Annotated in this window: 23 protein-coding genes; 14 read left to right on the top strand and 9 right to left on the bottom strand. The window is 62.5% G+C overall.

What is annotated here, in order from left to right; all coding sequences use genetic code 11:
• Positions 1–173 precede the first annotated feature (173 nt).
• Entirely contained in the window at positions 174–527 is a 354-nt protein-coding gene (locus C1H69_RS19640) for a Na-translocating system protein MpsC family protein (RefSeq protein WP_102655077.1), read from the bottom strand.
• Positions 528–1,074: 547 nt separating this feature from the next.
• Positions 1,075–1,539 (bottom strand): hypothetical protein, encoded by a 465-nt coding sequence (locus C1H69_RS19635; protein ID WP_240610021.1) that lies wholly within the window; start codon positions 1,537–1,539, stop codon positions 1,075–1,077.
• Positions 1,540–1,565: 26 nt separating this feature from the next.
• Between C1H69_RS19635 and C1H69_RS19630 the strand changes: the two genes are divergently transcribed.
• The 5 genes from C1H69_RS19630 (at position 1,566) to C1H69_RS19605 (ending at position 7,358) form a co-directional block, all read left to right on the top strand.
• Positions 1,566–1,790, top strand: coding sequence for a type 2 periplasmic-binding domain-containing protein (locus C1H69_RS19630; protein WP_102655076.1), 225 nt, complete (start codon positions 1,566–1,568; stop codon positions 1,788–1,790).
• A 281-nt stretch (positions 1,791–2,071) separates the two neighbouring features.
• Entirely contained in the window at positions 2,072–3,055 is a 984-nt protein-coding gene (locus C1H69_RS19625) for a TAXI family TRAP transporter solute-binding subunit (RefSeq protein ID WP_102655075.1), read from the top strand.
• A 250-nt stretch (positions 3,056–3,305) separates the two neighbouring features.
• Complete coding sequence (locus C1H69_RS19615; RefSeq protein ID WP_102655073.1) at positions 3,306–5,264, top strand: TRAP transporter permease; 1,959 nt, start codon at positions 3,306–3,308, stop codon at positions 5,262–5,264.
• Positions 5,261–6,208: a D-2-hydroxyacid dehydrogenase family protein gene (locus C1H69_RS19610; RefSeq protein ID WP_102655072.1), complete on the top strand. Its 948-nt coding sequence runs from the start codon at positions 5,261–5,263 to the stop codon at positions 6,206–6,208. Before C1H69_RS19615 ends, C1H69_RS19610 begins: the two co-directional genes overlap by 4 nt.
• Positions 6,209–6,374: 166 nt before the next feature.
• A complete protein-coding gene (locus C1H69_RS19605) occupies positions 6,375–7,358 on the top strand; it encodes a TAXI family TRAP transporter solute-binding subunit (RefSeq protein ID WP_102655071.1) in 984 nt (327 codons plus the stop codon).
• An 81-nt stretch (positions 7,359–7,439) separates the two neighbouring features.
• Here the strand turns inward: C1H69_RS19605 and C1H69_RS19600 are convergent, their stop codons facing one another.
• Positions 7,440–7,826, bottom strand: coding sequence for a YbaN family protein (locus tag C1H69_RS19600; RefSeq protein WP_102655070.1), 387 nt, complete (start codon positions 7,824–7,826; stop codon positions 7,440–7,442).
• A gap of 70 nt (positions 7,827–7,896) precedes the next feature.
• A complete protein-coding gene (locus C1H69_RS23950; RefSeq protein ID WP_102655069.1) occupies positions 7,897–8,712 on the bottom strand; it encodes an AraC family ligand binding domain-containing protein in 816 nt (271 codons plus the stop codon).
• A gap of 137 nt (positions 8,713–8,849) precedes the next feature.
• On the opposite strand from C1H69_RS23950, the gene C1H69_RS19590 reads away from it, so the two are divergent.
• From C1H69_RS19590 to C1H69_RS24475, 6 genes are all read left to right on the top strand, one after another.
• Positions 8,850–9,779, top strand: coding sequence for a siderophore-interacting protein (locus C1H69_RS19590; protein ID WP_102655126.1), 930 nt, complete (start codon positions 8,850–8,852; stop codon positions 9,777–9,779).
• Between the two features lie 224 nt (positions 9,780–10,003).
• Entirely contained in the window at positions 10,004–10,228 is a 225-nt protein-coding gene (locus tag C1H69_RS19585; RefSeq protein ID WP_102655068.1) for an addiction module protein, read from the top strand.
• Positions 10,225–10,548, top strand: coding sequence for a type II toxin-antitoxin system RelE/ParE family toxin (locus C1H69_RS23330; RefSeq protein ID WP_133155000.1), 324 nt, complete (start codon positions 10,225–10,227; stop codon positions 10,546–10,548). Before C1H69_RS19585 ends, C1H69_RS23330 begins: the two co-directional genes overlap by 4 nt.
• A 238-nt stretch (positions 10,549–10,786) precedes the next feature.
• On the top strand, positions 10,787–11,290 hold the full coding sequence (locus C1H69_RS24280) for a hypothetical protein (RefSeq protein ID WP_240610020.1): 504 nt from the start codon (positions 10,787–10,789) through the stop codon (positions 11,288–11,290).
• Positions 11,291–11,635, top strand: coding sequence for a type II toxin-antitoxin system PemK/MazF family toxin (locus tag C1H69_RS19575; RefSeq protein WP_102655067.1), 345 nt, complete (start codon positions 11,291–11,293; stop codon positions 11,633–11,635). It abuts the gene before it with no gap.
• Positions 11,636–11,777: 142 nt separating this feature from the next.
• Entirely contained in the window at positions 11,778–12,029 is a 252-nt protein-coding gene (locus C1H69_RS24475) for an SIP domain-containing protein (RefSeq protein WP_102655066.1), read from the top strand.
• On the opposite strand, the gene C1H69_RS19560 is transcribed toward C1H69_RS24475, so the two are convergent.
• From C1H69_RS19560 to C1H69_RS19540, 5 genes are all read right to left on the bottom strand, one after another.
• Positions 11,964–13,328: a TolC family outer membrane protein gene (locus C1H69_RS19560; RefSeq protein ID WP_102655065.1), complete on the bottom strand. Its 1,365-nt coding sequence runs from the start codon at positions 13,326–13,328 to the stop codon at positions 11,964–11,966. The two genes, C1H69_RS24475 and C1H69_RS19560, sit on opposite strands and share 66 nt — an antisense overlap.
• The gene (locus C1H69_RS19555) at positions 13,325–14,680 is read right to left on the bottom strand and encodes an HlyD family type I secretion periplasmic adaptor subunit (protein ID WP_102655064.1); all 1,356 of its coding nucleotides are present in this window, start codon (positions 14,678–14,680) and stop codon (positions 13,325–13,327) included. Before C1H69_RS19555 ends, C1H69_RS19560 begins: the two co-directional genes overlap by 4 nt.
• A complete protein-coding gene (locus C1H69_RS19550; RefSeq protein ID WP_102655063.1) occupies positions 14,677–16,530 on the bottom strand; it encodes a type I secretion system permease/ATPase in 1,854 nt (617 codons plus the stop codon). The genes C1H69_RS19555 and C1H69_RS19550 overlap by 4 nt, the downstream gene beginning before the upstream one ends.
• Before the next feature lie 245 nt (positions 16,531–16,775).
• Entirely contained in the window at positions 16,776–17,390 is a 615-nt protein-coding gene (locus C1H69_RS19545) for a heme acquisition protein HasA (RefSeq protein ID WP_102655062.1), read from the bottom strand.
• A 103-nt stretch (positions 17,391–17,493) separates the two neighbouring features.
• Positions 17,494–20,130: a TonB-dependent receptor gene (locus C1H69_RS19540; RefSeq protein WP_165789544.1), complete on the bottom strand. Its 2,637-nt coding sequence runs from the start codon at positions 20,128–20,130 to the stop codon at positions 17,494–17,496.
• A 477-nt stretch (positions 20,131–20,607) separates the two neighbouring features.
• On the opposite strand from C1H69_RS19540, the gene C1H69_RS19535 reads away from it, so the two are divergent.
• Genes C1H69_RS19535 through C1H69_RS23940 form a run of 3 tightly spaced genes read left to right on the top strand, consistent with a single transcriptional unit; the run spans position 20,608 to position 21,642 of the window.
• Entirely contained in the window at positions 20,608–20,904 is a 297-nt protein-coding gene (locus C1H69_RS19535; RefSeq protein ID WP_102655060.1) for a helix-turn-helix domain-containing protein, read from the top strand.
• On the top strand, positions 20,901–21,323 hold the full coding sequence (locus C1H69_RS24655; RefSeq protein ID WP_205738560.1) for a HipA N-terminal domain-containing protein: 423 nt from the start codon (positions 20,901–20,903) through the stop codon (positions 21,321–21,323). Before C1H69_RS19535 ends, C1H69_RS24655 begins: the two co-directional genes overlap by 4 nt.
• Positions 21,247–21,642, top strand: a complete 396-nt coding sequence (locus C1H69_RS23940) for a HipA domain-containing protein (RefSeq protein WP_240610019.1) — start codon at positions 21,247–21,249, stop codon at positions 21,640–21,642. The genes C1H69_RS24655 and C1H69_RS23940 overlap by 77 nt, the downstream gene beginning before the upstream one ends.
• Positions 21,643–21,760: the final 118 nt, after the last annotated feature.

The following is a 21,760-nucleotide window of genomic DNA, read 5'->3' as shown; positions in this document are numbered from 1 at the left end:
TCTCCTCCACACAAAAAAAACCGCCAGCGCAACCCAAGGCAGTATTGCCTTGGGCTGGGCTGACGGTTCCTGAGCACTCACGCGCGTCGGCGCGAGTTCACACAACCAGTCAACGTATCGTCACAAGATTTGCGGATTATTCCCTGGAAGCTGACGCACCTTCATGGCATCAGTCAGAGGTAATCGCACACATCTTTTTTCGTTACCACCACCGTAGCCGAAAGCTCGGCTTTCGCGTCATAGTCCTTGAAAAGGGACACCACATCGAAGCCATACTTGGCTTCCAGAAGCGTCTTGAATTCTGTCTTGAACCCCTTGATCAGATAATGATCCGCCAGCTCGCTGACATTGCTGTTCAGTTCACTGAGATACCCCAGTGCCGGCACCCGCTTGTGCATGGCGATGATCACCAGCTTGTCGCCGAACACGTTCACCTTCTGCCGAATCACGCCGATACCAAAAATCCGGTTGTTGATATCGTTGTAGTCCTTGATCAGGCTCTGCTTGAAATCCCCCAAGGATGGCATGTCCAGGTCGACCTCGATGCGTTTCGTCAGTGGTAGCGTATGGCTCGGTCCTGAAACCGGCCATTCACGCTTGCCGACAGGTGCTCGGCAAAGGCACGGCAAAACCTTGGTATACCATTTGCACTTGAAGGATCAGACTAGGCAAGCAAAAAATATCTGTCAACAAGAAAAATCGATTATTTACCATGATGTGACGCGGAGTCGAGCCCGGCGCTCCAACAGAGAGACTCGCCACCCAGGAGAGACAAGCCGCTGTCGGAGGCAGCTTTAGCTCGCGACCGCGGGGTTGCCCGGGCCGGCGATCATCGCCATGGGGCGGCCTCCGCCAAGGCGCCTGCGGCGCCAGTCGCGACGCAGAGCGGCGCTCCAACAGGGTGGAAAAAGCAGACGGCGTCGAGTCGTCGAGCCGGGCGCTCCAACAGCGAGCCAGGAGGAAAAAAGGCGTATCAAGGGAGACAACCTGGCACGCCAGGGCCTTCAAAGCGTTCGCCACCCTTGATGTGGCTGATGGCTCCACCCGCAGCCAAGAGTACCCGCTGACGCCCGGTCAGGTCGTGACGAAGGGTGATATCCCCCTTGCCGACGATCTCGGCGACGAGCTCCGGCCCTGCAGCCAGTTGGGCGTGCAGGTTGCGAATGGCCAGGCATCGCCCTGCTCGAGACGCGCGGCGTCGGCCTCTTCGATGAAGCTCAGCGGCAGGGCCCCGAAGCAGATCAGGTTCTGCCAATGGATGCGCGCGAAGCTCTTCGCCAATACCACTTGCAAACCCAGGTAGCGCGGCACCAGGGCGGCGTTCTCCCGGCTGAACCCCTGGCCATAGTTATGGCCGGCAACGATGGCGTGGCCACCATGCTCGCGGGTCGCTTCGGCACGGCGGACATAGTCGGCGTCGATGGCCTCGAAGGTGAACGGGGCCGAAGCATAGACGCTGCTCCAGTAGGGCATCACCCGCCGGCCGGCCGGCATGATGTCGTCGGTGGAGACGTTGTCGCCCGCGACCAGCAGTATCAAACGGTGCCGATATCGGCATCTGTGCCATGCTTTCCCATGGCTATGGGCTGGGCATCGGTGTGGTGCCCAGGGGTGCCATTCGACAATACGTGGGTGGACTCCGCGTAAAGGTACTGTCGATTCGCGACGACTGGGCACGACGCAAGCTCCGCATATACGTCAAGGATATCGATCGGCTCTCGATGGCAGCCAAACTGTTCGTCGACCATCTCATCGAAATGTCGGCACAACAGGAGAGTCTTGGCGTATAGAGTGGCAAAAGCCTCGATACTTGACTTCGCAGTCGCAGCATAAAAAACGTGTGCTGGCTGCTTTCTCCATTCGCGATGGCAGCGTCATGATTTGCCAATACACAAGTGCCTCGACAGGAGGTATCAATAGAGGAATGACAACAAGCATCAGCCATATCGAGCCGGGAAAACGACTGCAACGGACCGGATAAAGGCTCGAAACGATCAGGGATGATGACGACGCAAGCAATGACAAACAAGCAATGACAAAAATGCTTCCTTAACAAGACGAGGATATAACAATGAAGCACTTCTCCATGAAGGCACGCCACCTGCTTCCTGTCTCCCTTCTGGCACTTGGCAGCCTGGCCGTTACCGGCGCCCAGGCCAACACGTCCCTGAACATTGGCGCCGTGCCAACCGGCACCGGCTGGTTCTTCGGTATTTCCGAAGGCGCCCGGGTGATCAGCGCCAACACCCCCTACGAGATTACCGTGCGCGAGACCGGTGGTACCCGCGAGAATGCCATACGCCTGGCCCGCGGTGAGCTCGACCTGGCCTTCACCGAAGCCCTGGTCGGTTACGAGATGTTCAATGGTATCGGTCGCTTCGAGGACACCCCGAACCCCGAGGCCCGCCTGCTTTACTGGATCGCCCCGTCCACCATGCACTGGGCGGTACGTCAGGACAGCGGTATCGAAACCTTCGAGGAACTGAACGGCGAACGCTTCAACCCCAGCAGCATTGGCGGCGGCGGCGAGTACATCACCGAACTGGTCTTCGGCATCCTGGGGATCGAGCCCGACTTCCAGCGCATGCGCATCGACGATGCCGCCGAAGGCGTAATCGATGGCCGCCTCGCGGGCTTCAGCTACAATGGCGTGCCGCCCATCCCGGCTTTCACCGAAGTACACTCCTCACGACCGCTGCACCTGTTGTCGCTCAGCGACGAGCAGGTCGGCATGGTTACCGAGGAACTGCCGTTCCTGGCCAGCACCGTGATCCCCGCCGACACCTACCGCGACATGCCCGAAGCCACTTCGCTGGGCATCTACATGGGCGTGGCCGCCAACAGCAGCCTGGATGACGATGCCGTCTATGACATGACCAAGGCATATTGGGAAAACCATGAACAGGTGGCGGCTTCCTTCGCCCCCGCCGATGGTGTGACCCCGCAGACCGTCATCGACAACGCCACCTTCCCGCTACATGCCGGCGCACTGCGCTACTATCAGGAGATAGGGCTCGATATTCCCGAGGACATCATTCCCCCCGAAGCGCAGTAATACACAAGGCTTTGTCTGAAAAGTCGGCGAGCGAAGGCCAGACAAGGCAAAAATCGGCGAGAAGACGGAGTTTACAGGGTGTAAATGAGTACTTTGAGCCGATTTTTAACGCCGTCTGGCCGAGCATAGCCAGTTTTCGGACAGAGCCCAGCACTCCCCGCGGGCTCCGGCCTATGGGGCAATGTCAATGCCACTACCCTGACGCGCTGCCCGAGGCCCTCCTGCCATCCGGCGGCGCGGGAGTCACCCGATGGACACCCCTGAAAACTCAACAGTCGTCGAGAAATATTCGGAAGATTCTGGTAAGCGCCAGCTGTCGGGCTTCTGGTTCCTGGTAACACGCCTGGCAGCAGTGTCCATGGCCCTGTTCCATCTCTACACCGCCCTGACCGGGCCGGTGAACACCCAGAATGCCGTCCATCTGCTATTCGCGCTGCCGCTGATCTTCCTGGCCTACAACTGCCGAGTTCGTGACGCCAACCGGATCCCCTGGTACGACATCATTCCCATCGTCCTCGGCATCGCCGTGAGTGCCTACTACGTGATGCACTTCGACCGCATCATCTACCAGTTGGGCTATCTGATGCCCACCACGCTGGACCTGTTCTTCGGCATCGTCGCCATCCTGCTGTTGCTGGAGGCGTGCCGTCGCGCCATCGGCCTGGCTTTCCCGATCCTGGTGCTGATTGCCCTCTCCTACGCCTACTTCGGACATCACCTCCCCGGAGTCTGGGGCCATGGTGGTTTCCGCTGGGACGACCTGGTGGCCACCTTTTACATGAGCCCCACCGGGGTCTACGGCAGCCTGATGCGCACCTCATCGACGGTGATCGTCATTTTCATCATGTTCGGTGCCCTCCTGGTCACCACCGGTGGCGGCGACACCTTCATGCGCCTATCAAATTCCGTCACCGGACGCATGGCCGGTGGCCCGGCCAAGGCCGCCACCCTGTGCAGCGCGCTGTTCGGCAGTATCAGCGGCAGCACCGCCGCCAACGTTGCCACCACCGGCGTGTTCACCATCCCGATGATGAAGAAGAACGGCTACAGTGCGCGCTTCGCGGCCGCCACCGAGGCCTCGGCCTCCACCGGTGGCCAGATCCTGCCCCCGGTCATGGGCGCCGCCGCCTTCGTCATGGCCGACGTCATTTCGGTCAGCTATCTGGAAATCATCAGTGCCGCACTGATCCCGGCCCTGCTGTTCTACCTCGCCATCTGGATGAGCGTTCACTTCGAAGCCAAGCGCCTGGGCCTCAACCCGATGCCCAAGTCGGAACGCCCAACCCTGCGCCAGGGCCTACTCAATATCGAAACCCTGGTGATCCCGCTGGCGGTACTGATCACCCTGTTGGTGATGCGCTATACCCCGACCACCTCTGCCGTGGCCGCCTACTTCACCGCCATGGCACTCTACCTGTTCTCCTGGCGCAGCCCCGGCACCTTCAGGGAGCGTGTGACGAAGCTGCCCGCCGCCCTGGAGGCCGGCGCCATGACCGCCGCCATGATCGCAGTCATCATCGGCGGCGTGGCGATCATCGCCTCGGTCATCAGCCTGACCGGCCTCGGTCTCAAGGTCTCGTCGGTGATCCTGGCGGTCAGCGGCGGCGACGTGCTGATCACCCTGCTGCTGGCGATGGTGGTCGCGATCATCCTCGGCATGGGCCTGCCCACCGTGGCAGCCTACATGCTGGCCGCCTCCGTGGTCGCCGCGGCCTTCATCCAAGCCGGGCTGCCTAGCCTGTCGGCACACCTGTTCATTCTTTACTTCGCCATCCTCTCCGGGGTCACCCCGCCGGTGGCACTGGCCGCCTACATCGGCAGCGCCATCGCCGGCTCACACTGGTTCCGCACCGCGCTGACCGCGACCAAGATCTCGCTGGGCGGTTTCCTGATTCCCTACATGTTCATCTACCATCCGCCCTTGCTGGGTAACGGTACGGCGCTGGAAATCACAGTTGCCGTGGGCTCCAGCGTACTTGGTATCATCGCCCTGGCCGCCTCGACCATCGGTTTCTTCCTGCGGCCCTGCTCGTGGCTCGAACGTGGCCTGTTGCTGGTGGCGGCGCTGACGCTGATCAACGGGCGGATGATCACCGATGTCGTCGGTATCGCCCTGATCGGTAGCCTGTTCGCCTGGCAATACCTGCAGATCCGCAACACCCTGAGTACGGCGACTGACACCGCTACCCACAAGGAGCCCGCACGATGAAGATCGTGATCCCCGACGACTATCAGGACTGCGTTCGCACGCTGGACGCCTTCAGCAAGCTCGAGGACCATGAGGTCACGGTGTTCAACGACACCGTGACCGACCTGAACACACTGGCCGAGCGCTTCCGCGACGCCGAGGCACTGGTGCTGATTCGCGAACGCACCCCGATCACCGCCGAACTGCTGGCGCGTCTGCCCAACCTCAAGGCGATCAGCCAGACCGGCGGCGGCGCGGCCCACGTGGATATGGACGCCTGCCGGCGGCAAGGCGTCACGGTCATGGCCGGCACCGGTTCGCCCCATGCCGCCGCCGAACTCACCTGGGGGCTGGTACTGGCCGCCATGCGCCATATTCCCGAGGAATCAGCCAATCTCAAGGCCGGCCGCTGGCAGCGCACCCTGGGCACCGGACTCAAGGGCCGCACCCTGGGTATCTTCGGCTACGGCAGGATCGGCCAGCTGATGGCCCGCTACGGCCAGGCCTTCGAGATGAACGTGCTGGTATGGGGCCGCGAAAGCACCCGGGCACGCGCCGCCGAGGCGGGTCTGGCGGTGGCCGCCAGCCAGGGGGAGCTGTTCGACCGCAGCGACGTGCTCAGCCTGCACCTGCGCCTGAACGCCGGCACCCGCGGCATCGTCACCGCCGAGGATCTTGCCCGCATGAAACCCAGCGCCCTGCTGGTCAACACCAGCCGCGCGCCGCTAATCGAGGCCGGTGCCCTGGAGGCGGCCCTGCGCGCCGGTCGTCCCGGCCGGGCCGCGGTGGACGTATTCGACGAGGAACCAGTGGCCCGCCACCCGCTACTCGATCTGCCCAACTTCCTGGCCACGCCGCACCTCGGCTACGTGGAAAAGGACAGCTACGAGCTCTACTTCGGCGACGCCTTCGACAACGTGCTCGCCTTCGCCGCCGGCAAGCCCGCCAAGAACCTTGCCGAATGAACTGAAGCCGGAGCATGGAGAAATGCCAATGCGAATCACGCGAGGACAGCCTCGATCCAAACGGCCTCGCCCATGAAGTGATCACCGCCTACCGCGAAGAGCAGGCCGGAGGCTGAGCACCAGCCAATGGCCATGACAGCAACACGAGAACAACAGGAGAGATCGCATGACACGCCGCTCGTTCTTCACCCACCGTTACACACCGCTGGCCGCTGCCGTGCTGGCCGCCAGCCTGGCCGCGCCGGCCGTCGCCTCCGAGGCGGTCAGCATCGGTGTGGCCCCTGCCGCCTCGGGCTGGTACTTCGGTTACTCGGAACTGTCGCGCATCGTCAGCGCCGACTCGCCACTGGAGGTCTCGGTGCGCGAAACCGGCGGCTCCCGGGAAAACACCATCCGCCTTGGCCGCGGCGAGATCGACCTGGCGCTGGTGGACGCCCCGGGTGCCCACGAGGCCTACAACGGCGAGGGCCGCTATGAGAACGACACCATGGAAGGGCTGCGAATGGTGCTGTGGGTGGCACCATCCACCATGCACTGGGCGGTGCGTCAGGACAGCGGTATCGAGACCTTCGAGGATCTGGATGGCGAACGCTTCAACCCCAGCAGCATCGGCGGCGGTGGCGAATACATCACCGAGCTGGTGTTCGACGCCCTGGGCATCGCCCCGGACTACCAGCGCATGAGCATGAGCGATGCCGCCGACGCCGTGGTCGACGGGCGCATCATCGGTTTCAGCTACAACGGCATCCCGCCCATCCCGGCCTTCACCGAAGTGCACTCCTCACGGCCGCTGCACATCCTCTCGTTCAGCGACGAGCAGATCGAGACGGCCACCGAGGCGCTGCCGTTCCTGTCCCGCGCGGTGATCCCGGAGGGCACCTATCGCGACATGTCGGAAGCCACCACGCTTGGCACCTACATCGGCATCGCCGCCACCGACAGCCTCTCGGAGGAGGCCGGCTACGAGTTCACCCGCGCCTACTGGGAGAATATCGAAAGCCTGGGCAACACCTTCGCCCCGGCAGAGGGGATGACCGCCGAGATATCGGTGGAGAACACCACCACGCCGCTCCATGCCGGCGCCCTGCGCTACTATCGCGAGATCGGCATCGACGTGCCTGACGAACTGGTGCCGCCGGAAGCCCGGTAACTATTCCAGCGACCACGACGCGCCACAGATGCCAACGGCGGGTCATGATCCGCCGTTGGCGTTCCCGCGAGTGCCCGAGGCCTAGCGTGGAGCGCCGCCCGAAGCCGAGGGCTCCGGCCGTGTCACCAGCCATGCGGCCACCGCGACCAGCACCGCCACGATCGCCCAGCGCAGCCACCCTTCACCCAGGTGGATGATCAGGAACAGCGCACTGGCCGAGATCATGCCCACCGCCACGAACTTGGCCCGCCGGGGTATTGCCCGTTCCCGCTCCCAGTCATTCAGCAACGGGCCGACATAGCGCCGCGAGCGAATCCAGGCCTCGAAACGCGGAGAGCCCTTCGACGCGCAATATACCGCCGCCAGCATGAACTCGGTGGTCGGCAGCAGTGGCAGAAACAGCCCCAGAAAGCCGACCCCGAAACTCAGGGCGGCCAACCCCACCCAACATATCCGCACCAACGTCATCGGCTCGCCCCTCCCCTTGCCAAATGTGTCACATAAAGGAGTAACGAGTGAGAAGTGCCTATCCATCACATCAGGAGGCCAACAGTGCCGCGATGACACCGAAAGCAAGCAGAATCAACATACCGCCGCAGACTCTCTCCAGCCACGGCAGCATGCGGGAGAAGCTCCGCAACACCAGCGGATTGCCGATCATGGCCGCCACCAGCAGATCCCACAGCAGCACGATGCCGAACATCCACGCGCCATAGGCCACCTTCCAGGCCGCGCTGGCGTAGGGGCCGCTCAGCATGGCGGCCATGCCAGCCAGTTCGGCGAGCGAGGGGGTGTCCATCCGTTCGTGCCGCAGGAAATCCATTACCGGCGAAAGACGGCCATGAATGGCCGGATCGCTCGACGGAGTGGCGACCGGCTGCCCGTGAGCGCCATCGCAGTCACCGATGAATCCGATCAGCGCGGCTTCCTTGTCATGTACGCTCGCCTCCGAGAACAGCAACGCATTGAGGCGGCAGAAGCGGGTATACACCCAGGCATCGTTGGCCAAGCGGATCGGCTCGCCCTGCATGTCGACCGGGCGTGCCTTGGCCCCCTCCTGCCTCACCGAGTACAGCCATTGCGCATCCAGGTGCAGCATCTGGTAGCTCCACGCCTCCTCGGGCATCGGGTTGCAGGCATGCACGCGCCGGGGCGGCACGAATACCACCGCCCCGGCGTGGAGAGTGGTCAATCCATCGCCCGTGCCGGAGAACACGCTGACACCATGATCGACCGCACCGATGGAATAGGTCGGATGGCTATGCGGCCGGTAGCATGCCCGGCTGTGGCAGGCACGCCGGCTCTCGACGTAAGGCATGGCGGGATCGCGCCAGAATTCGGTGCTTGCGTTCATCGATCACCTCCCGATAACGGACGGCCTGGGCATGCCGTGCTCCGATTGAATTGAGAATGAGAATCAAGAAATGTTAGTATGCATCCACCGTGCGCGCCTGCACCCCAGCCCGCGACCACCTTCGGGAGGATGCCACCTTGGCCAGCAAAGCCAGCTACCGTTTCTTCGATCTCACCCTCTCCCGACGCACCCAGGTCAGTCCCTCCCTGGTGTGTTTCACGTTCACCGGCCCCGAGCTCGACCGCATGGCCGCCCATGCGCCGGATCAACGGGTCAAGCTGTTCTTTCCCCAATCCGACGCGGCGCGAACCGCCCTGAACGATGTCGCCGACCAGGGGCTTGCATGGTACGACGCCTACCGTGCCTTGCCCGAGGCCCGGCGCGCACCCATGCGCACCTACACCATTCGCGCCCTGCGTTCCGAACCCGCCGAGGTCGACATCGAGTTCGTGCTGCATGGCGACAACGGCCCGGCCTCGCGCTGGGCGATGACGGCGCGCCCCGGCGACCGGCTCACCATCATCGCCCCGGACGCTTCCTTCGAGGGCGAATCCGTCGGCTTCGAATGGAAGCCGCCGCGCCACCTGCGACGCCTGCTGATCGTCGCCGACGAAACCGCGTTGCCAGCGGCAACGGGCATCCTGGAAACCCTGAATACGCAGCCCTCTCGCCCCCGGGTCGAGGCCCTGCTCGAAGTCCCGCTGAGCGCCGATATCCAGCCGATCGCGTCCACGGCCCATCTGCACTGGCTGCCGCGCGACAGCCAGCCCGGCTGCGCCCATGGTGAGCTGCTGGCCCGTGCGGTGCGCGACATCGACCTGCGCGAGGTGATCGAGGCCATGGGCGGCAAGCATCCTCCTTCCTCTCATGACGACGCTCCCGACATTGACGTCCAACCGCTCTGGGAAACCGCCGAACTGGAGGAGAACGACGCCTTCTACGCCTGGATCGCGGCGGAATCCAAGGCTGCGGTCGCGATACGCCGCTACCTGACCGACGAATGCGGGCTGCCCAAGCGCAACGTTACCTGCATGGGCTATTGGCGCCTGGGGAAGGTGGTCGGCTAAAGTGACAGAAACAGCCCCAGGAGGCCGACTCCGAAACTCAGGGCGGCCACATCAGTCTCTTGGCTATGTGGCGTCCCGAGCACACCCGGCATTGGCAGCGTAGGGTGTGCAGAAATCAGGGGGTCATTACAAGGAGGCCAACAGTACCGCGATGACACCGAATCATGGCGCCCGTTAGCCATCCGTGCCAAAATTCAAGGGTTACACAAATGAGAGGTTTTCCCATGGATCTCCAGAAAATTGAGGATGAAGCCCTCCACCTTCCGAAGGAGGAGCGGGCACAACTGATCCAGCGATTGGTCTTGAGTCTGGAATCTCCGTCGGAAGAAGAGCTTCGGTCCGACTGGTTGCTCGAGACTAGGCGTAGGGCAGAAGAACTTGATAGCGGATCAGTTCAGGCCGTGCCTGGTGATGATGTTATGAGGAAGGCTCGAGCACTGATCAGATGAATTATTCCTTTCACCCGGCAGCGGAAGCCGAGTTCCTGGAATCAGTCGGATATTACGAATCGAAGGTTCCTGGATTGGGTGGTGCCTTCATAGAAGAATTCGAGGCCTTGGCCATGGTGATTGGCGAATCACCAAAAGCTTGGCAAGTTGAACTTGAGCCAGATATTCGCAGAGCCCCCCTTCACCGATTTCCATTATCCATCATTTATCGAGAAAATATAGCGGTTTTCAGATTCTGGCTGTTGCCCATGGCCGGCGACGTCCGCAATACTGGCTGGGAAGGATTTAACAACCAGCGCCGTAATCATTCTTCGGGTTAGCATGGCCTAGACTGATTTCCCACTAGCAGGCCCCCTGTCGTTTAACTAAATCTGTGATAAATTTACGGAAGGATTAGTTAAGAGCAAGGAGAAAAAGCGATGGGCTATATCAGACTCGAGCCGGAGCAGGCGCGAGTGTTCATCAATGCCAGACAACATTGAAGTGGCCGATAGGAAATCCCGGCGATAGAGTCTGAAGGTCAGCCAAGTGTAACCACTACTTTTAACAGGGTTTGACATGAGACAAGACAACTACACCGATGTATTACAAGACAGTGAGATTCCAGACAATATCTCCAAAGAAAAAATGATATTGCTGCTCGATAGCATGGTCAAGGATATTTTTCTTGAGACGTTTACACGGGCTTTTGGAAAGCCAGACAAAACCGTCAAAGAAAAGATTTCCAAAGCCCATCTTGCCGAAGTCAAGGAATGGATCCCCAATATCGTGGATGCTCAAGAACCGAGTGATGTCTTTGTATCATCGCTTGAGCGAGCGATTGCAAAATTTGGTGCTGATGTCATCAACCGTAAACATGATGGCCGCGCGAGAAAGTCGCCCGATACCGGGCACGTTTACGCGCCCCATCCAGATCTGGGTGCCGGACGTGCGTTCCGCTGCCTTCCAGGCGGAAGCCCACCGACAATCCCAAGCGGTGGCCACCAGCCGCGACGCCGCGGGCGACCAAGCCTTCATCGACTCGCTCTCGGAATGGGACGACTCGCCATGGAAAAGCGATGAATGAAGCGCGGTGAAATCTGGACCGCCTCCGGCGGCAACACTTCTGCGGGCAAGCCGCGCCCGGTCGTGATCGTGCAGGACGACAGCTTCGACGCCACGGACTCCATCGTCATCTGTGCCTTTACCACCAGCCCAACGGAAGCCCCACTGTTCCGCCTGCACGTGGAGCCCAGTTCTCTCAACGGGCTACGCACCCCCTGCCGCTTGATGGCAGACAAGATCACCACCCTGCCGAAAGCCAAACTCGGCAACCGCATCGGCCGGCTCGACGATGAAGACATGGTGAGACTCAACCAGGCTCTGCTGGTCTTTCTCGGCCTTGCCGCATCGCCCCGGCGACGCTGACCCCGCCAACATCCTGACCCAGCGCCGCCGGAAGCAGTGGCGGAGTACTTCGCGGGCACGCGCACCGTCTTCGACCTGCCCCTCGATTACATCGGCGCGCCCTTCCAGTGCCGAGTCTAGGAACAGTTGAGCCGCATTCCCTATGGAGAAACGTGCGTTACGCGGAGTCGCGGCGGAATCCAAGGCTGCGGTCGCGATACGCCGCTACCTGACCGACGAATGTGGGCTGCCCAAGCGCAACGTCACCTGCATGGGCTATTGGCGCCTGGGGAAGGTGACTCTCACCGCCCCTCTTCACGCCGTAGTTCAACGACCCAGGACCCGACAATTACCCAAAATACCCCGCCACCCGTTCGATATCGCCGTCGTCGAGCACGCCCGCCTGCCAGCGTAGCGACAGCCAGGCGAGCAGATAGTCGTAGCGGGCGCGGGCCAGGTCGCGCAGTGCCTCGTAACGCTCGCGCTCGGCGATCAAGGCATCGAGGTTGGTGCGCTCGCCGCCGAGAACGCTGCGCCGGGTCGCCTCCACGCGTCCCGTGGCGGCCTCGACGGCATCGCGATAGGCGGCGATACGACGCTGGCTGCTGCGGGTCATGCGGTACTGGCGTTCCAGGTCGGCGAGCAGGTCCAGGGTCGCGGCGTCCAGCTCATGGCGCGTCCGCTCGAAGGTGCTGTCCGCCTGGCGGCTGGCCGCCACCACCCGGCCACCGGCATACAGCGGCACGTTGACCTCGACGCCCACGCTGTCGGTGTCGTAGCGCTGGCCGACCACGTTCTCCGAGTCCGAGTCGGTGATCTGGCTACGCGCGAACAGTCGTACAGTGGGCAGGTGCCCGGCACGCTGCCGGTTGAACTGCTGACGCGCCGCATCGAGCATGCTGCGCTGGGCGGCCAGCTCGGGGTTGTGCGCCAGCGAATGCTCGCGCCACTGCTCCAGCGTCACCGACTCATCGTCCAGCGTCATCGATTCATCACCCACGTCGATGTCCTCGCCACGCAAGGGGGCCAGCGACGATGAGATGACCGTCGCCCCGGTCAGTGCCCGCAGGGCATTGCGCGCATCGAGCAGGCGATCCTCGGCCTCGATCAATCGCGCCTCGACGATACGCGACTGTGCCTCGATCTCCAGTTGATCGGTGCGCGTGCCTTCGCCACGCTCGACGAAGCGCTGGCTACGCTGCGCCTCCTCCTCCAGGGAGCGCCGGTGCGCCTCGGCCAGGCTCACCTCGTCCTCGGCATACAGCACCTCGGTATAGGCTTGCAGCACCCGCACCGCCAGCGCCTGGCGGGCCCGCTCCAGGGTCAGGCCGGCGGCCTCGGCACGCGCCCGGCCTTCCCGGTACTGGGCGAAGGCCGCGGCATCGAACAGCGGCTGGGTCAGGGTGAAACCGGACGTGTAGCTGGAGTAGTCGAGATCCTCGGTCGTCTCGCCCAGCGGCGTGCTCTGACGCACCTCCGACCAGTTGCGCGCCCGCGTATAGCGATAGTCCAGACGCGGCAGCAGTGCCGCACGCCCCAGCACCCGCTCCTGCTGACCGGCCGCGCTTTCGCTCTGCGCCGCCAGCCAGGTGGGATCGTGGCGTAGCGCCATGTCATAGACCTCACGGAAATCCAGCGCCAGCGCCGGTGATGCAAGGCCGCCGCACCACAGCGCCAGCCATGACGTCGCCCATACGCGCCATACCTGATTCATGCATCCCCCCAGGCGGTGCGTGCCCTATCCATCAGCGGCTTGAACAGGTAATTGAGCAAGGTGCGCTCGCCGGTACGCACGAAGGCCTCCACCGGCATGCCCGCCCTCAGCGGCTCGCTGCCCAGCACCTGCAAATCCTCCGCCGCCACCTCCACGTAGACCCGGTAGTACGGCAAGCCACTGCGCTCGTCGACCAGGCGGTCGGCGGAAACCTGCGTCACCTCGCCCGATACGCGCGGCGTGCGGCTGCGCTCGAAGGCCGTGAACATCAGTTCCACCGGCAGGCCGGCATGCACCCTGTCGACCTGCTCCACCGGCAACTGCCCCTCAACCAATAAAGGCTCGCCCTCCGGCACGATCTCCATCAGCAAGGCGCCGGGCTGCACCACTCCCCCCTCGGTATGCAGCGCCAACCCCACCACGATGCCCGACATCGGTGCCCGCAACTGCGTATGCGCCAGGTCGAAGCGCGTCGTCGCCAGGCGTCCGGCCAGCTCCTGCCCGCGCAGGCGGGCCTGGGCCAGGGCATCGCGAACCTCGCGCTGATATTCGTCGCGGCGCTGGGTCGTGCGCAGTTGCAGCTCGTCGATCTGGCGACGGGTCTGCTCTAGCGTGCCGATATCGGCGGCGATGTCACTCTGGAGTTGGGCATACGAGCCCTCGACCTCGAGCAGCCGGTTGCGAGGAATGTAGCCCTCGCTGGCCAGCTCGCGCAGGTTGTCGCGCTGCTCGCCCAGCATCTCCAGGCGAATGCGTTTCTGCACCAGCGAGGATTCCAGGCCCGAGGCAAGCGAGCGCTGCCCCGCCAGGTTGGCCTCGATACCGCCCAGTTCCGACCGCAGCGCGGCACGCCGGCTGGCGAACAGCTGTCGCTGCAGCTCCAGCACGGTCAGCAGCTCCACGTCAGCGGTGGACGCCAACCACTCGGGATACTCGATACGCTCATGGCCATCGCGCTCGGCCTCGAGGCGCGCGGCTTCGGCAAACGCGGCACCGTGCTGCACGTTCAAGGTATCCGCCTCGCTGCGCAGCCGTGTCGCGTCCAGGCTGACCAGCGTCTGGCCCCGGGTCACGCTATCGCCCTCGCGTACCCACAGCCGCTCGACGACGCCGCCGGTGGGGTGCTCCACCGCCTGTCGGTTGCCCGATACCACCACGGTGGCCGGCACCGCCACGCCATTGTCCAGCGGTGCCAGCGCCGCCCAGGTCAGAAAGCCGGCAAACCCCAGCAACAGCAACCAGCCACCGAGGCGCCTCGGCCGGCGCTGACGACGCTGGGCCAGCGCCTGCCAATCGGGCGTCGTCGGCTCCATCGTGGGGCGCAACGTCTTGCGCTCGTCGAGAGTGCTCATGCACGCCCTCCCTGGCCACCCACGGCAGCCGTCTCGACGCTCTTATCCCTCGGGTTGGCGCCGTCCTTCGTCGAGGCATCGCCCATGGCGTAGGTGCCGTTCATGGAACCGTTCATGGAATAAGGACTCTGCGCCATCAACGTCGGGCCGCTCGCCGCCGGCTGACGCGACGCGGCAATCGCCTGCAGTACCTCCTGGGTCGCCCCGAACTTGTGCAGGCGACCTTCACGCAGCACCAGCAGATGCGTGGTGGCCTTGAGCACCGTGGGGCGGTGAGTGATCAGCACCACCGTGACGCCACGTTCGCGCAGCCGGCCCAGCGCCTCCAGCAAGGCCTTCTCGCCGGCCTCGTCGAGGTTGGCGTTGGGTTCGTCCAGCACCACCAGCGCCGGTGGGCCATACATCGCCCTGGCCAGGCCGATGCGCTGGCGCTGCCCACCGGACAGCCCCTGGCCGCCATCGCCCAGCGGCGTGTCGTAGCCCTGCGGCAGGGCCAGGATCATCTCGTGCACGCCGGCATCCTTGGCGGCGGCGATCACCTTGTCGGCATCGGGCTCGGCGAAACGCGCGATGTTCTCGGCGACGCTGCCGGCGAACAGTTCCACCTCCTGGGGCAGATAGCCGAGATGCGGCCCCAGCCGGGCCTTGTCCCAGCGCTGGATCTCGGCGCCGTCGAGGCGCACCGTGCCGATCCTCGGCGTCCACACCCCCACCAGCAGCCGCGCCAGGGTCGACTTGCCGGAGCCAGACGGGCCGATCACGCCGAGCACCTCGCCCGGCGCCAACCGGAAGCCGACCTGCACCAGCGTCGGCACCTTGCCGCCCGGCGGCACCGCGCTGAGCGGCTCCACCGTCAATTCACCGCTCGGCGCCGGCAGTTCCATGCCGGGCCGGCGCGGCGGATGCGCCTCCAGCAACGCCACCAGCCGCTGGTAGGCAAGCCGTGTCGAGGACCACTGCCGCCAGGCACTGATCACCTGATCGATGGGCCCGAGCACGCGTCCCATCAGGATCGAGCCGGCGATCATCGTCCCCGGGCTGATCTGGCCCGCCACCGCCAGCCACGCACCCAGCCCCAGCACCAGCGACTGCAGCGCCACCCGCAGGCTCTTGGAGAGGGACGTGATCAGCGCCGTGCGCTCGCTGGCCAGGCCTTGCAGGGCCACGAAGCCACCGTGCAACCGGAACCAGCGCCGCGCCAGCGCATCCAGCATGCCCATCGACTCGATCACCTCCGCATGGCGCAGCTGCGCCTCGGCGCTGGCACTGGCCTGGACCGACAAACCGCCCGCCTCGCGCAGCGGCGGCTGGGACAGACGTTCGTTGAGCCACGCCAGGGCGATCAGCAGCAGCGCCCCGACCAGCGCCAGGCAGCCGATCCAGGGGTGGAACAGGAACATCACCAGTAGATAGAGGGGAAACCAGGGGGCATCGAAGAAAGCGAACACCGCATTGCCGGTGATGAACTGGCGCAGCGAATCGAGATCCCGCGTGGCCTGGCCGGCCTGCGCTCCCTGCCCACCCAGGCCACGCTCGAAGGCCGCGCCATAGACCCGCTCGCCAAGCCGGGCGTCGAGCCGCTCGCCGATATGGATCACCGCCAGGCTGCGCACGTACTCCAGCGCGCCCATCAGCGCCAGCAGGCCCACCGCCATCAGCGTCAGCAGCAGCAGCGTGGTGGTATTGCCCGAGGCCAGCACCCGGTCGTAGACCTGCAGCATGTAGAGCGGCGGCACCAGCATCAGCAGGTTGATCACCGCGCTGAAGGTACCCACGCTGCGAAAGCCGCCGCGATAGGCGCCCAGGGCGGCGCGAATCTCGTTACGCGGCTGGCCTTGCGAAGGATTCATCGTTGGTGGCCCCCGAAAAAGTCGTCAAGACACAACGAACCGCCGTCAAGGCGATTCGCATGAAATCGTCATCCACTCATCTCGGGTCACGTTTTGCGTATTTATATGGTTGTTATGCTTGACACCGCGCCAGCGGTGGTGAAAATGCCCAGACACCGCGCCCCGGGCGCAAGGCCCGTGGCGCGGTGATACTTCTCTTTCTTGGCAAGGGGTTTCCCCTTGCTTTTTTTATTATATGGCGATGCTCAGGCAGCCAGGGCCAGGTCGAAGTCGCTGACTTCGGTCACGCCAGTGACGGATGCCGGCCCAGCCAAGCCGGCAAGCTCTAGCTCGGCGAAGGTGGAGTCAACCGTCAGGTTGTAGTCGGCGAGGATATCGTTGATGACATCCGCCAGCGCATCCGTCTCGCCTCCCATCAGACCCCATACCACTTCGTGGACGACATTAGCCTGGCCCTCGCTCAGCTCCCCGAACAGGTCGAGGCCGCTGATGTCGAGATAGGTCTCGCCAAGGGCGAAGTTGCCATCGCCTGTTTCGTCCCACTGTTCCAGCCCGGTACCGAACTCCAGGGAGTCCAGCGAGCCATACAGGGTATGGAAAGGTACTCCACCGAACAGCGTGTAGGTCAACTCGCTGCCCTCCGCCGCACCGGCGATAAACGAGAAGTCCTCGATATCATCAAGCTCGGAGACAATAGCGTACTGGGTGCCAGACAACGGCCCCGGGAAGGTATCTTCGCTATTGAACCAGCTGTTGAACTCATGCCCGTCCTGGGCGAAGAAGTCGCTGAAATCGGCGAAGAAGTCCGCCAGGGTGCTGGAAGCGGTCAGATCACCGCCGTACTCTACAAAAAAGGACATGGTTACATCTCCTGTGTTGCCCTATTGAATGGAGCATGATGCTCCGCCATTCTGACCACCGGATACAGCTGTCCGGTGGCCGGAATTCTGGTGTCCGACTCCATCAGAAGCGATACTCGACCCCCGCGATTACCGTACGCCCCGGCGACGGGCTTAGTACTTGCACGTCGCCCATGGGGATGCCGTAGGCCTCGTCGCGCAGGTTATCCACGGCCAGATTGAGTCGTAGATTGTCCGTCGGGGCATAGACGGCATAGAAGTCGGTGACGTTATACGGCTGAATGGTGCCATCACGAGTGGAGTTATAAACGCCTACATCCGAGAGCAACTGCTTATGCCCCGAGGAGTAGCGATGGCGCAGCCCGAAGTCCAGGCGCTGGTCAAAGGCTCGGGCACCCAACTGTAGTGTATAAACCTGCCGTGGCGGCTTGGGGTAATACCATAATCCAACACTATTGCATGTTGTTTCATATCTTGGGTTGTTCGAGGGTTGGCAGCTGTTTTCGCCGAGAGTATTCGCGTCATAAATCAAGTTGGAAGACATATCAGTATCGGTATAGCTTGCCCGGCCATACACCCTGCCGGTGTCGTAGCTCAGCTCGATCTCGAATCCCTCGCTGTCCACTGGCGAATCGACATTGACAAAGCCCATCAATTGAAGCGAAGTCAGACAATTTCCATTGGCTCTGGGCGGGCATACCTGTGCCATGCCCATAAAGTCTTTGGTGCGGGTAGTGAAGTAGCTGATGTTGGCGCGCAACCGGTCGCCATCGAACAACAAGTCATCGAAGATCAGGTTGCTGCCTACCTCCCAGGTGTCCGAGCGCTCCGGGTTGAGATTAGTGTTAGGAAAGACCCGGGTCCCATCATTGACATAGCGATGATCGCCACCCACCAGGGCCTGGGTGATCGTCGGTGGCCGCCAGCTCTTGCCCCAGTTGGCATAGAGCTGCCAGTGTTCTAAGGGCTTGACCGCAATGCCAAAGTTGGGCGAGAAGGCGCCATCTGACGCATCGGCTTCGGCGTACTGTTCGCGCTGGCCGACTGGTAAAAGCGGGTTTTCGTATTCCGTTTCTCCTTTCAGCTTATAGTGATCGTAGCGTAAGCCGGCTTGCAGGGTAAGCCAGTCATTATGCTCGAAGCGCAGTGCGCTGAAGGCGTTGCCGAGCCAGCGCTCCCCGTCGGGGTTCATGCGCTCAAGCGAGCCGGCATAGTCGATATTGGTCTCCCGCGACCCGGTGGCGCTGGGCGAGGTCTCGTCTTTGCTGAGGTCGACACCATAGTTCCAGGCCACGTCGAAGCCGGGAATGGCGAAGCGGGCGTTGTTCTCCGCGGTCAGCCCGTAGGTCTCGGTGCGGGTACGCGAAGCGAAGCCACCGGGCATAAAGGGCAAGGCAGCGTCTGGCATGCCTTCATTGCGGTCGGGAAGCTCCTGATCGTTGCGTGTATCGACGTAGTAGAGCTGGGTATCCACCGCGAGCCAGTTGCTGTCCGGGCGCCATTCGTGGCCAAGGGTAAAGGTGCTGGTCTCGACCCTGTTGCTGGTGGGGAAAACTTCAATGTCATCAGGGTGACTATAACCAAGGCTCGATGATGCCGTATCGAACTCGAACTCACTGCGCAGCGCGCTCAGGCGCAGGCGCTGGGTGTCGGTGAGGCGTAGGCTGCCCTTGAGCAGACCGCTGCGCCGCTCCTGGCGTGTAATCGCGACGAGATCCCCTTCGTTGCCGAAGCTGTCATTGCGTGGATTGTTGTAACTATAATTTACTCGCCCGAACTGTCCGCGACTACCGGCCCTGAACTCACCGCTGCGCATCTGGCTATAGCCAGCCAGCAGTTCGGCGTCATTCCTGGCCCTGAGCGCGCCCACCACACTGCCATTGAAGTCATTGCCCTGGCTGTACTTGCCCACCCCGGTCGAACCGCGCAGCCGGACGCCTCTGTCTTCCCCTGGAGCGACGATGTCATTGACGTCCACGGTGCGGAAGTTGGCGCTGCCGGCGAGCGTGCCGCCGCTGCCCAGCGATGCGGAGGGTCCTTTCTCAATGGTGACGTCGCCGATGAACTCAGGGTCGATGAAGGCTTCGCCGTTACGCTGCTGGTGGCCACTGATCGCATAGTTCTGCCGGGCGCCGTCGACCATCATATTGACGCGGCCAAAATCCTGCATGCCGCGGATGTTGAGCGCCAACCCCGGTGTCTGGTAGTTCATCGAGGCGTTGACCCCAGACGTCTCCTGCAGGATTTCCGCGATGTGTCTTGGCGGGTGCCGGTCGATCTGCTCGCGGGTGATCACACTGACCGAGCGCGGCTCCTGGTAGACCCAGTCGTCACCGATGCGGTCGGCCTCCACTGTCAGGGTATCCAGGCCGACCTGATCGCCTACGGTGGTCATCGTGGCCGGCTGCGGCTCGACAAGTTCGGCGGTGCGTTCGTTGCGGTATTCGATGGCAAGCCCGCTATCGGCCAGCAGCCCCCGCAGCGCCTGGTCGGCGGTCATCTCGCCGCTGAGGGCCGGCGCCGTGCCGTCGATGGCCCGGGCATCCGGCCTCAGCACGGAAATGTTGGTGATGCCGGTGAATTCACCCAGCGAGTGGAGCAGCGGCTGCTCCGGCAGGTCGAAACGGTAGACCTGCTGGGCCGGCTGTTGTGTGTCGCCGGCGTTACGCCCGGCCTCCGCCCCCGGCGGTTGCGACTGGGCCTGGGCTTCCGTTGCCAGCATGGCCAGCAGCACGGCCATGCCAACCTGCCCTAGCCCCCTGCGCTGTAAAAGTCCCTTACTCTCCAGTACGGAGGCGCCCCCTGCACCTCTCGATCGTTTGTCGCCCTTGCGTTGCATATCGAGTAAAGCTCCTCTCGGACCTCATGCGAATGATTATGTTTCTCACATAAGTACCAACGTCCGGGCGCTTTACTTTCCTCAAGAAATTTTTCGCCGACTGTTTTCACTGCCCTTGTCCAACGCTCATGGACACCTCGATAGGGGATGATCCTTGCCAATGGGGCCCCTTGTAGAAGCCTCTACGGCAGCGTCACGCTCGAAGCATGGAGAAGGCCCGCAACCAAGCCGTCTGTGCTGGGGGCCTTATCCGTGTGGTCAGCTCGTTGCTCATGCATCGCATGCGCCTGAAAAGCACAAATGGTCTTATATGACCATTTTTATGCTATAATTGGTCATATCCAACCATTATGTAAATTTTCAGGAGGCGACGGAATCATGTCCTTCGTGCATCTGCTCTATTCACCGGCGGAGCTGGCCCGAGACGTTGGTAATAACGCCAAGGCCCTGCGCCTATCGAAGAACCTTTCGCGCAAGACGCTGGCCAGAAAATCGGGCGTTTCGGAGTCAACGATCAAGCGATTCGAGATGACTGGAGCGATCACTTTGGAAGCAATGATCCTTCTGGCAGCCAGCCTCGATGAACTGACGGCAATCTCAAAGCTCTTCAAGCCTGACCACCCCAACACATACGAAGAACTCAAAAACTCCAAGCGCAAACGGGGGACGAAATGAAACCCAAAAAACTGCAACACACGGAGTCCCTGACGGTGTTGAAAAGTGGAGTCAAGGTTGGAGAACTTTACAGAGCTGAAGGTAGAGGGATCTATTTTGTCTACGATCGGGGCTGGCTAGCGACTGGATTCAACCTCTCACCGCTGACCATGGATTTTAACGACAAACCCCAGTTGGCTCGTGATCCCTTGCTCTTCGAAGGCTTGCACGGCCCATTTTCGGACTCGCTCCCCGATGGCTGGGGGATGTTGCTGATGGATAGATTTTTCAACGGCGCCTTCGGCGACGGCACATCGTACAGTGACCGCGCTGGATCGGCTCGCCTATATGGGGGATCGAGGCATGGGCGCATTCGACTATCAGCCCAGGGCCGAGAAAACAAGACTCACTGGCACGGTAGACTTGGCGCAACTGTTTGAAGCGTCCATCGAAGTGCAGCAGGGGGAGACGGCTCGCCTCCTCACCAATCTTCGCCTGGCAGGGGGCTCACCAGGTGGCGCTCGTCCAAAGGCGGTTGTTGCGCTGTCGCCTGATAAAACCCATGCGACCTCTGCCTTCAGCCCACTTCCTGAAGGCTATGCACAATGGATCGTGAAGTTCAGGGCTCTGCATGAGCCCGCCGAAACCGGCGGAATAGAGTTCGCATATGCCGAAATGGCGAGGGACGCAGGCGTCCAAATGGCCGAATCCAGCATTTTGAATCTCACGATGCCCGATTGTCCTGGATGGCGTACGTAAAGACTTCGAGAGGCCCTAGGCCAGCCGGAAGAGACAGGAAGCGCTCAGGTGTGGCTGGTACTGGCCGCAAGGCCCGTGGCGCGGTGTTCGAACGTGTGAAACAAAATCATTATCAGAT

Source organism: Billgrantia endophytica (assembly GCF_002879615.1).
Lineage (GTDB): Bacteria > Pseudomonadota > Gammaproteobacteria > Pseudomonadales > Halomonadaceae > Halomonas > Halomonas endophytica.
This window is presented reverse-complemented; position numbering and strand designations above follow the sequence as displayed.

Coding starts and splice junctions, on each gene's coding strand:
- C1H69_RS24655 (WP_205738560.1), top strand. CDS start 20,901: ATGAAACCCAAAAAACTGCAACACACGGAGTCCCTGACGGTGTTGAAA.
- C1H69_RS19540 (WP_165789544.1), bottom strand. CDS start 20,130: ATGGCCGTGCTGCTGGCCATGCTGGCAACGGAAGCCCAGGCCCAGTCG.
- C1H69_RS19640 (WP_102655077.1), bottom strand. CDS start 527: ATGCCATCCTTGGGGGATTTCAAGCAGAGCCTGATCAAGGACTACAAC.
- C1H69_RS19535 (WP_102655060.1), top strand. CDS start 20,608: ATGTCCTTCGTGCATCTGCTCTATTCACCGGCGGAGCTGGCCCGAGAC.
- C1H69_RS19610 (WP_102655072.1), top strand. CDS start 5,261: ATGAAGATCGTGATCCCCGACGACTATCAGGACTGCGTTCGCACGCTG.
- C1H69_RS19630 (WP_102655076.1), top strand. CDS start 1,566: ATGCTTTCCCATGGCTATGGGCTGGGCATCGGTGTGGTGCCCAGGGGT.
- C1H69_RS19625 (WP_102655075.1), top strand. CDS start 2,072: ATGAAGCACTTCTCCATGAAGGCACGCCACCTGCTTCCTGTCTCCCTT.
- C1H69_RS19575 (WP_102655067.1), top strand. CDS start 11,291: ATGAAGCGCGGTGAAATCTGGACCGCCTCCGGCGGCAACACTTCTGCG.
- C1H69_RS24280 (WP_240610020.1), top strand. CDS start 10,787: ATGAGACAAGACAACTACACCGATGTATTACAAGACAGTGAGATTCCA.
- C1H69_RS23950 (WP_102655069.1), bottom strand. CDS start 8,712: ATGAACGCAAGCACCGAATTCTGGCGCGATCCCGCCATGCCTTACGTC.
- C1H69_RS19555 (WP_102655064.1), bottom strand. CDS start 14,680: ATGAGCACTCTCGACGAGCGCAAGACGTTGCGCCCCACGATGGAGCCG.
- C1H69_RS19615 (WP_102655073.1), top strand. CDS start 3,306: ATGGACACCCCTGAAAACTCAACAGTCGTCGAGAAATATTCGGAAGAT.
- C1H69_RS19545 (WP_102655062.1), bottom strand. CDS start 17,390: ATGTCCTTTTTTGTAGAGTACGGCGGTGATCTGACCGCTTCCAGCACC.
- C1H69_RS19605 (WP_102655071.1), top strand. CDS start 6,375: ATGACACGCCGCTCGTTCTTCACCCACCGTTACACACCGCTGGCCGCT.
- C1H69_RS19560 (WP_102655065.1), bottom strand. CDS start 13,328: ATGAATCAGGTATGGCGCGTATGGGCGACGTCATGGCTGGCGCTGTGG.
- C1H69_RS24475 (WP_102655066.1), top strand. CDS start 11,778: ATGGAGAAACGTGCGTTACGCGGAGTCGCGGCGGAATCCAAGGCTGCG.
- C1H69_RS19585 (WP_102655068.1), top strand. CDS start 10,004: ATGGATCTCCAGAAAATTGAGGATGAAGCCCTCCACCTTCCGAAGGAG.
- C1H69_RS23330 (WP_133155000.1), top strand. CDS start 10,225: ATGAATTATTCCTTTCACCCGGCAGCGGAAGCCGAGTTCCTGGAATCA.
- C1H69_RS19600 (WP_102655070.1), bottom strand. CDS start 7,826: ATGACGTTGGTGCGGATATGTTGGGTGGGGTTGGCCGCCCTGAGTTTC.
- C1H69_RS23940 (WP_240610019.1), top strand. CDS start 21,247: ATGGGCGCATTCGACTATCAGCCCAGGGCCGAGAAAACAAGACTCACT.
- C1H69_RS19550 (WP_102655063.1), bottom strand. CDS start 16,530: ATGAATCCTTCGCAAGGCCAGCCGCGTAACGAGATTCGCGCCGCCCTG.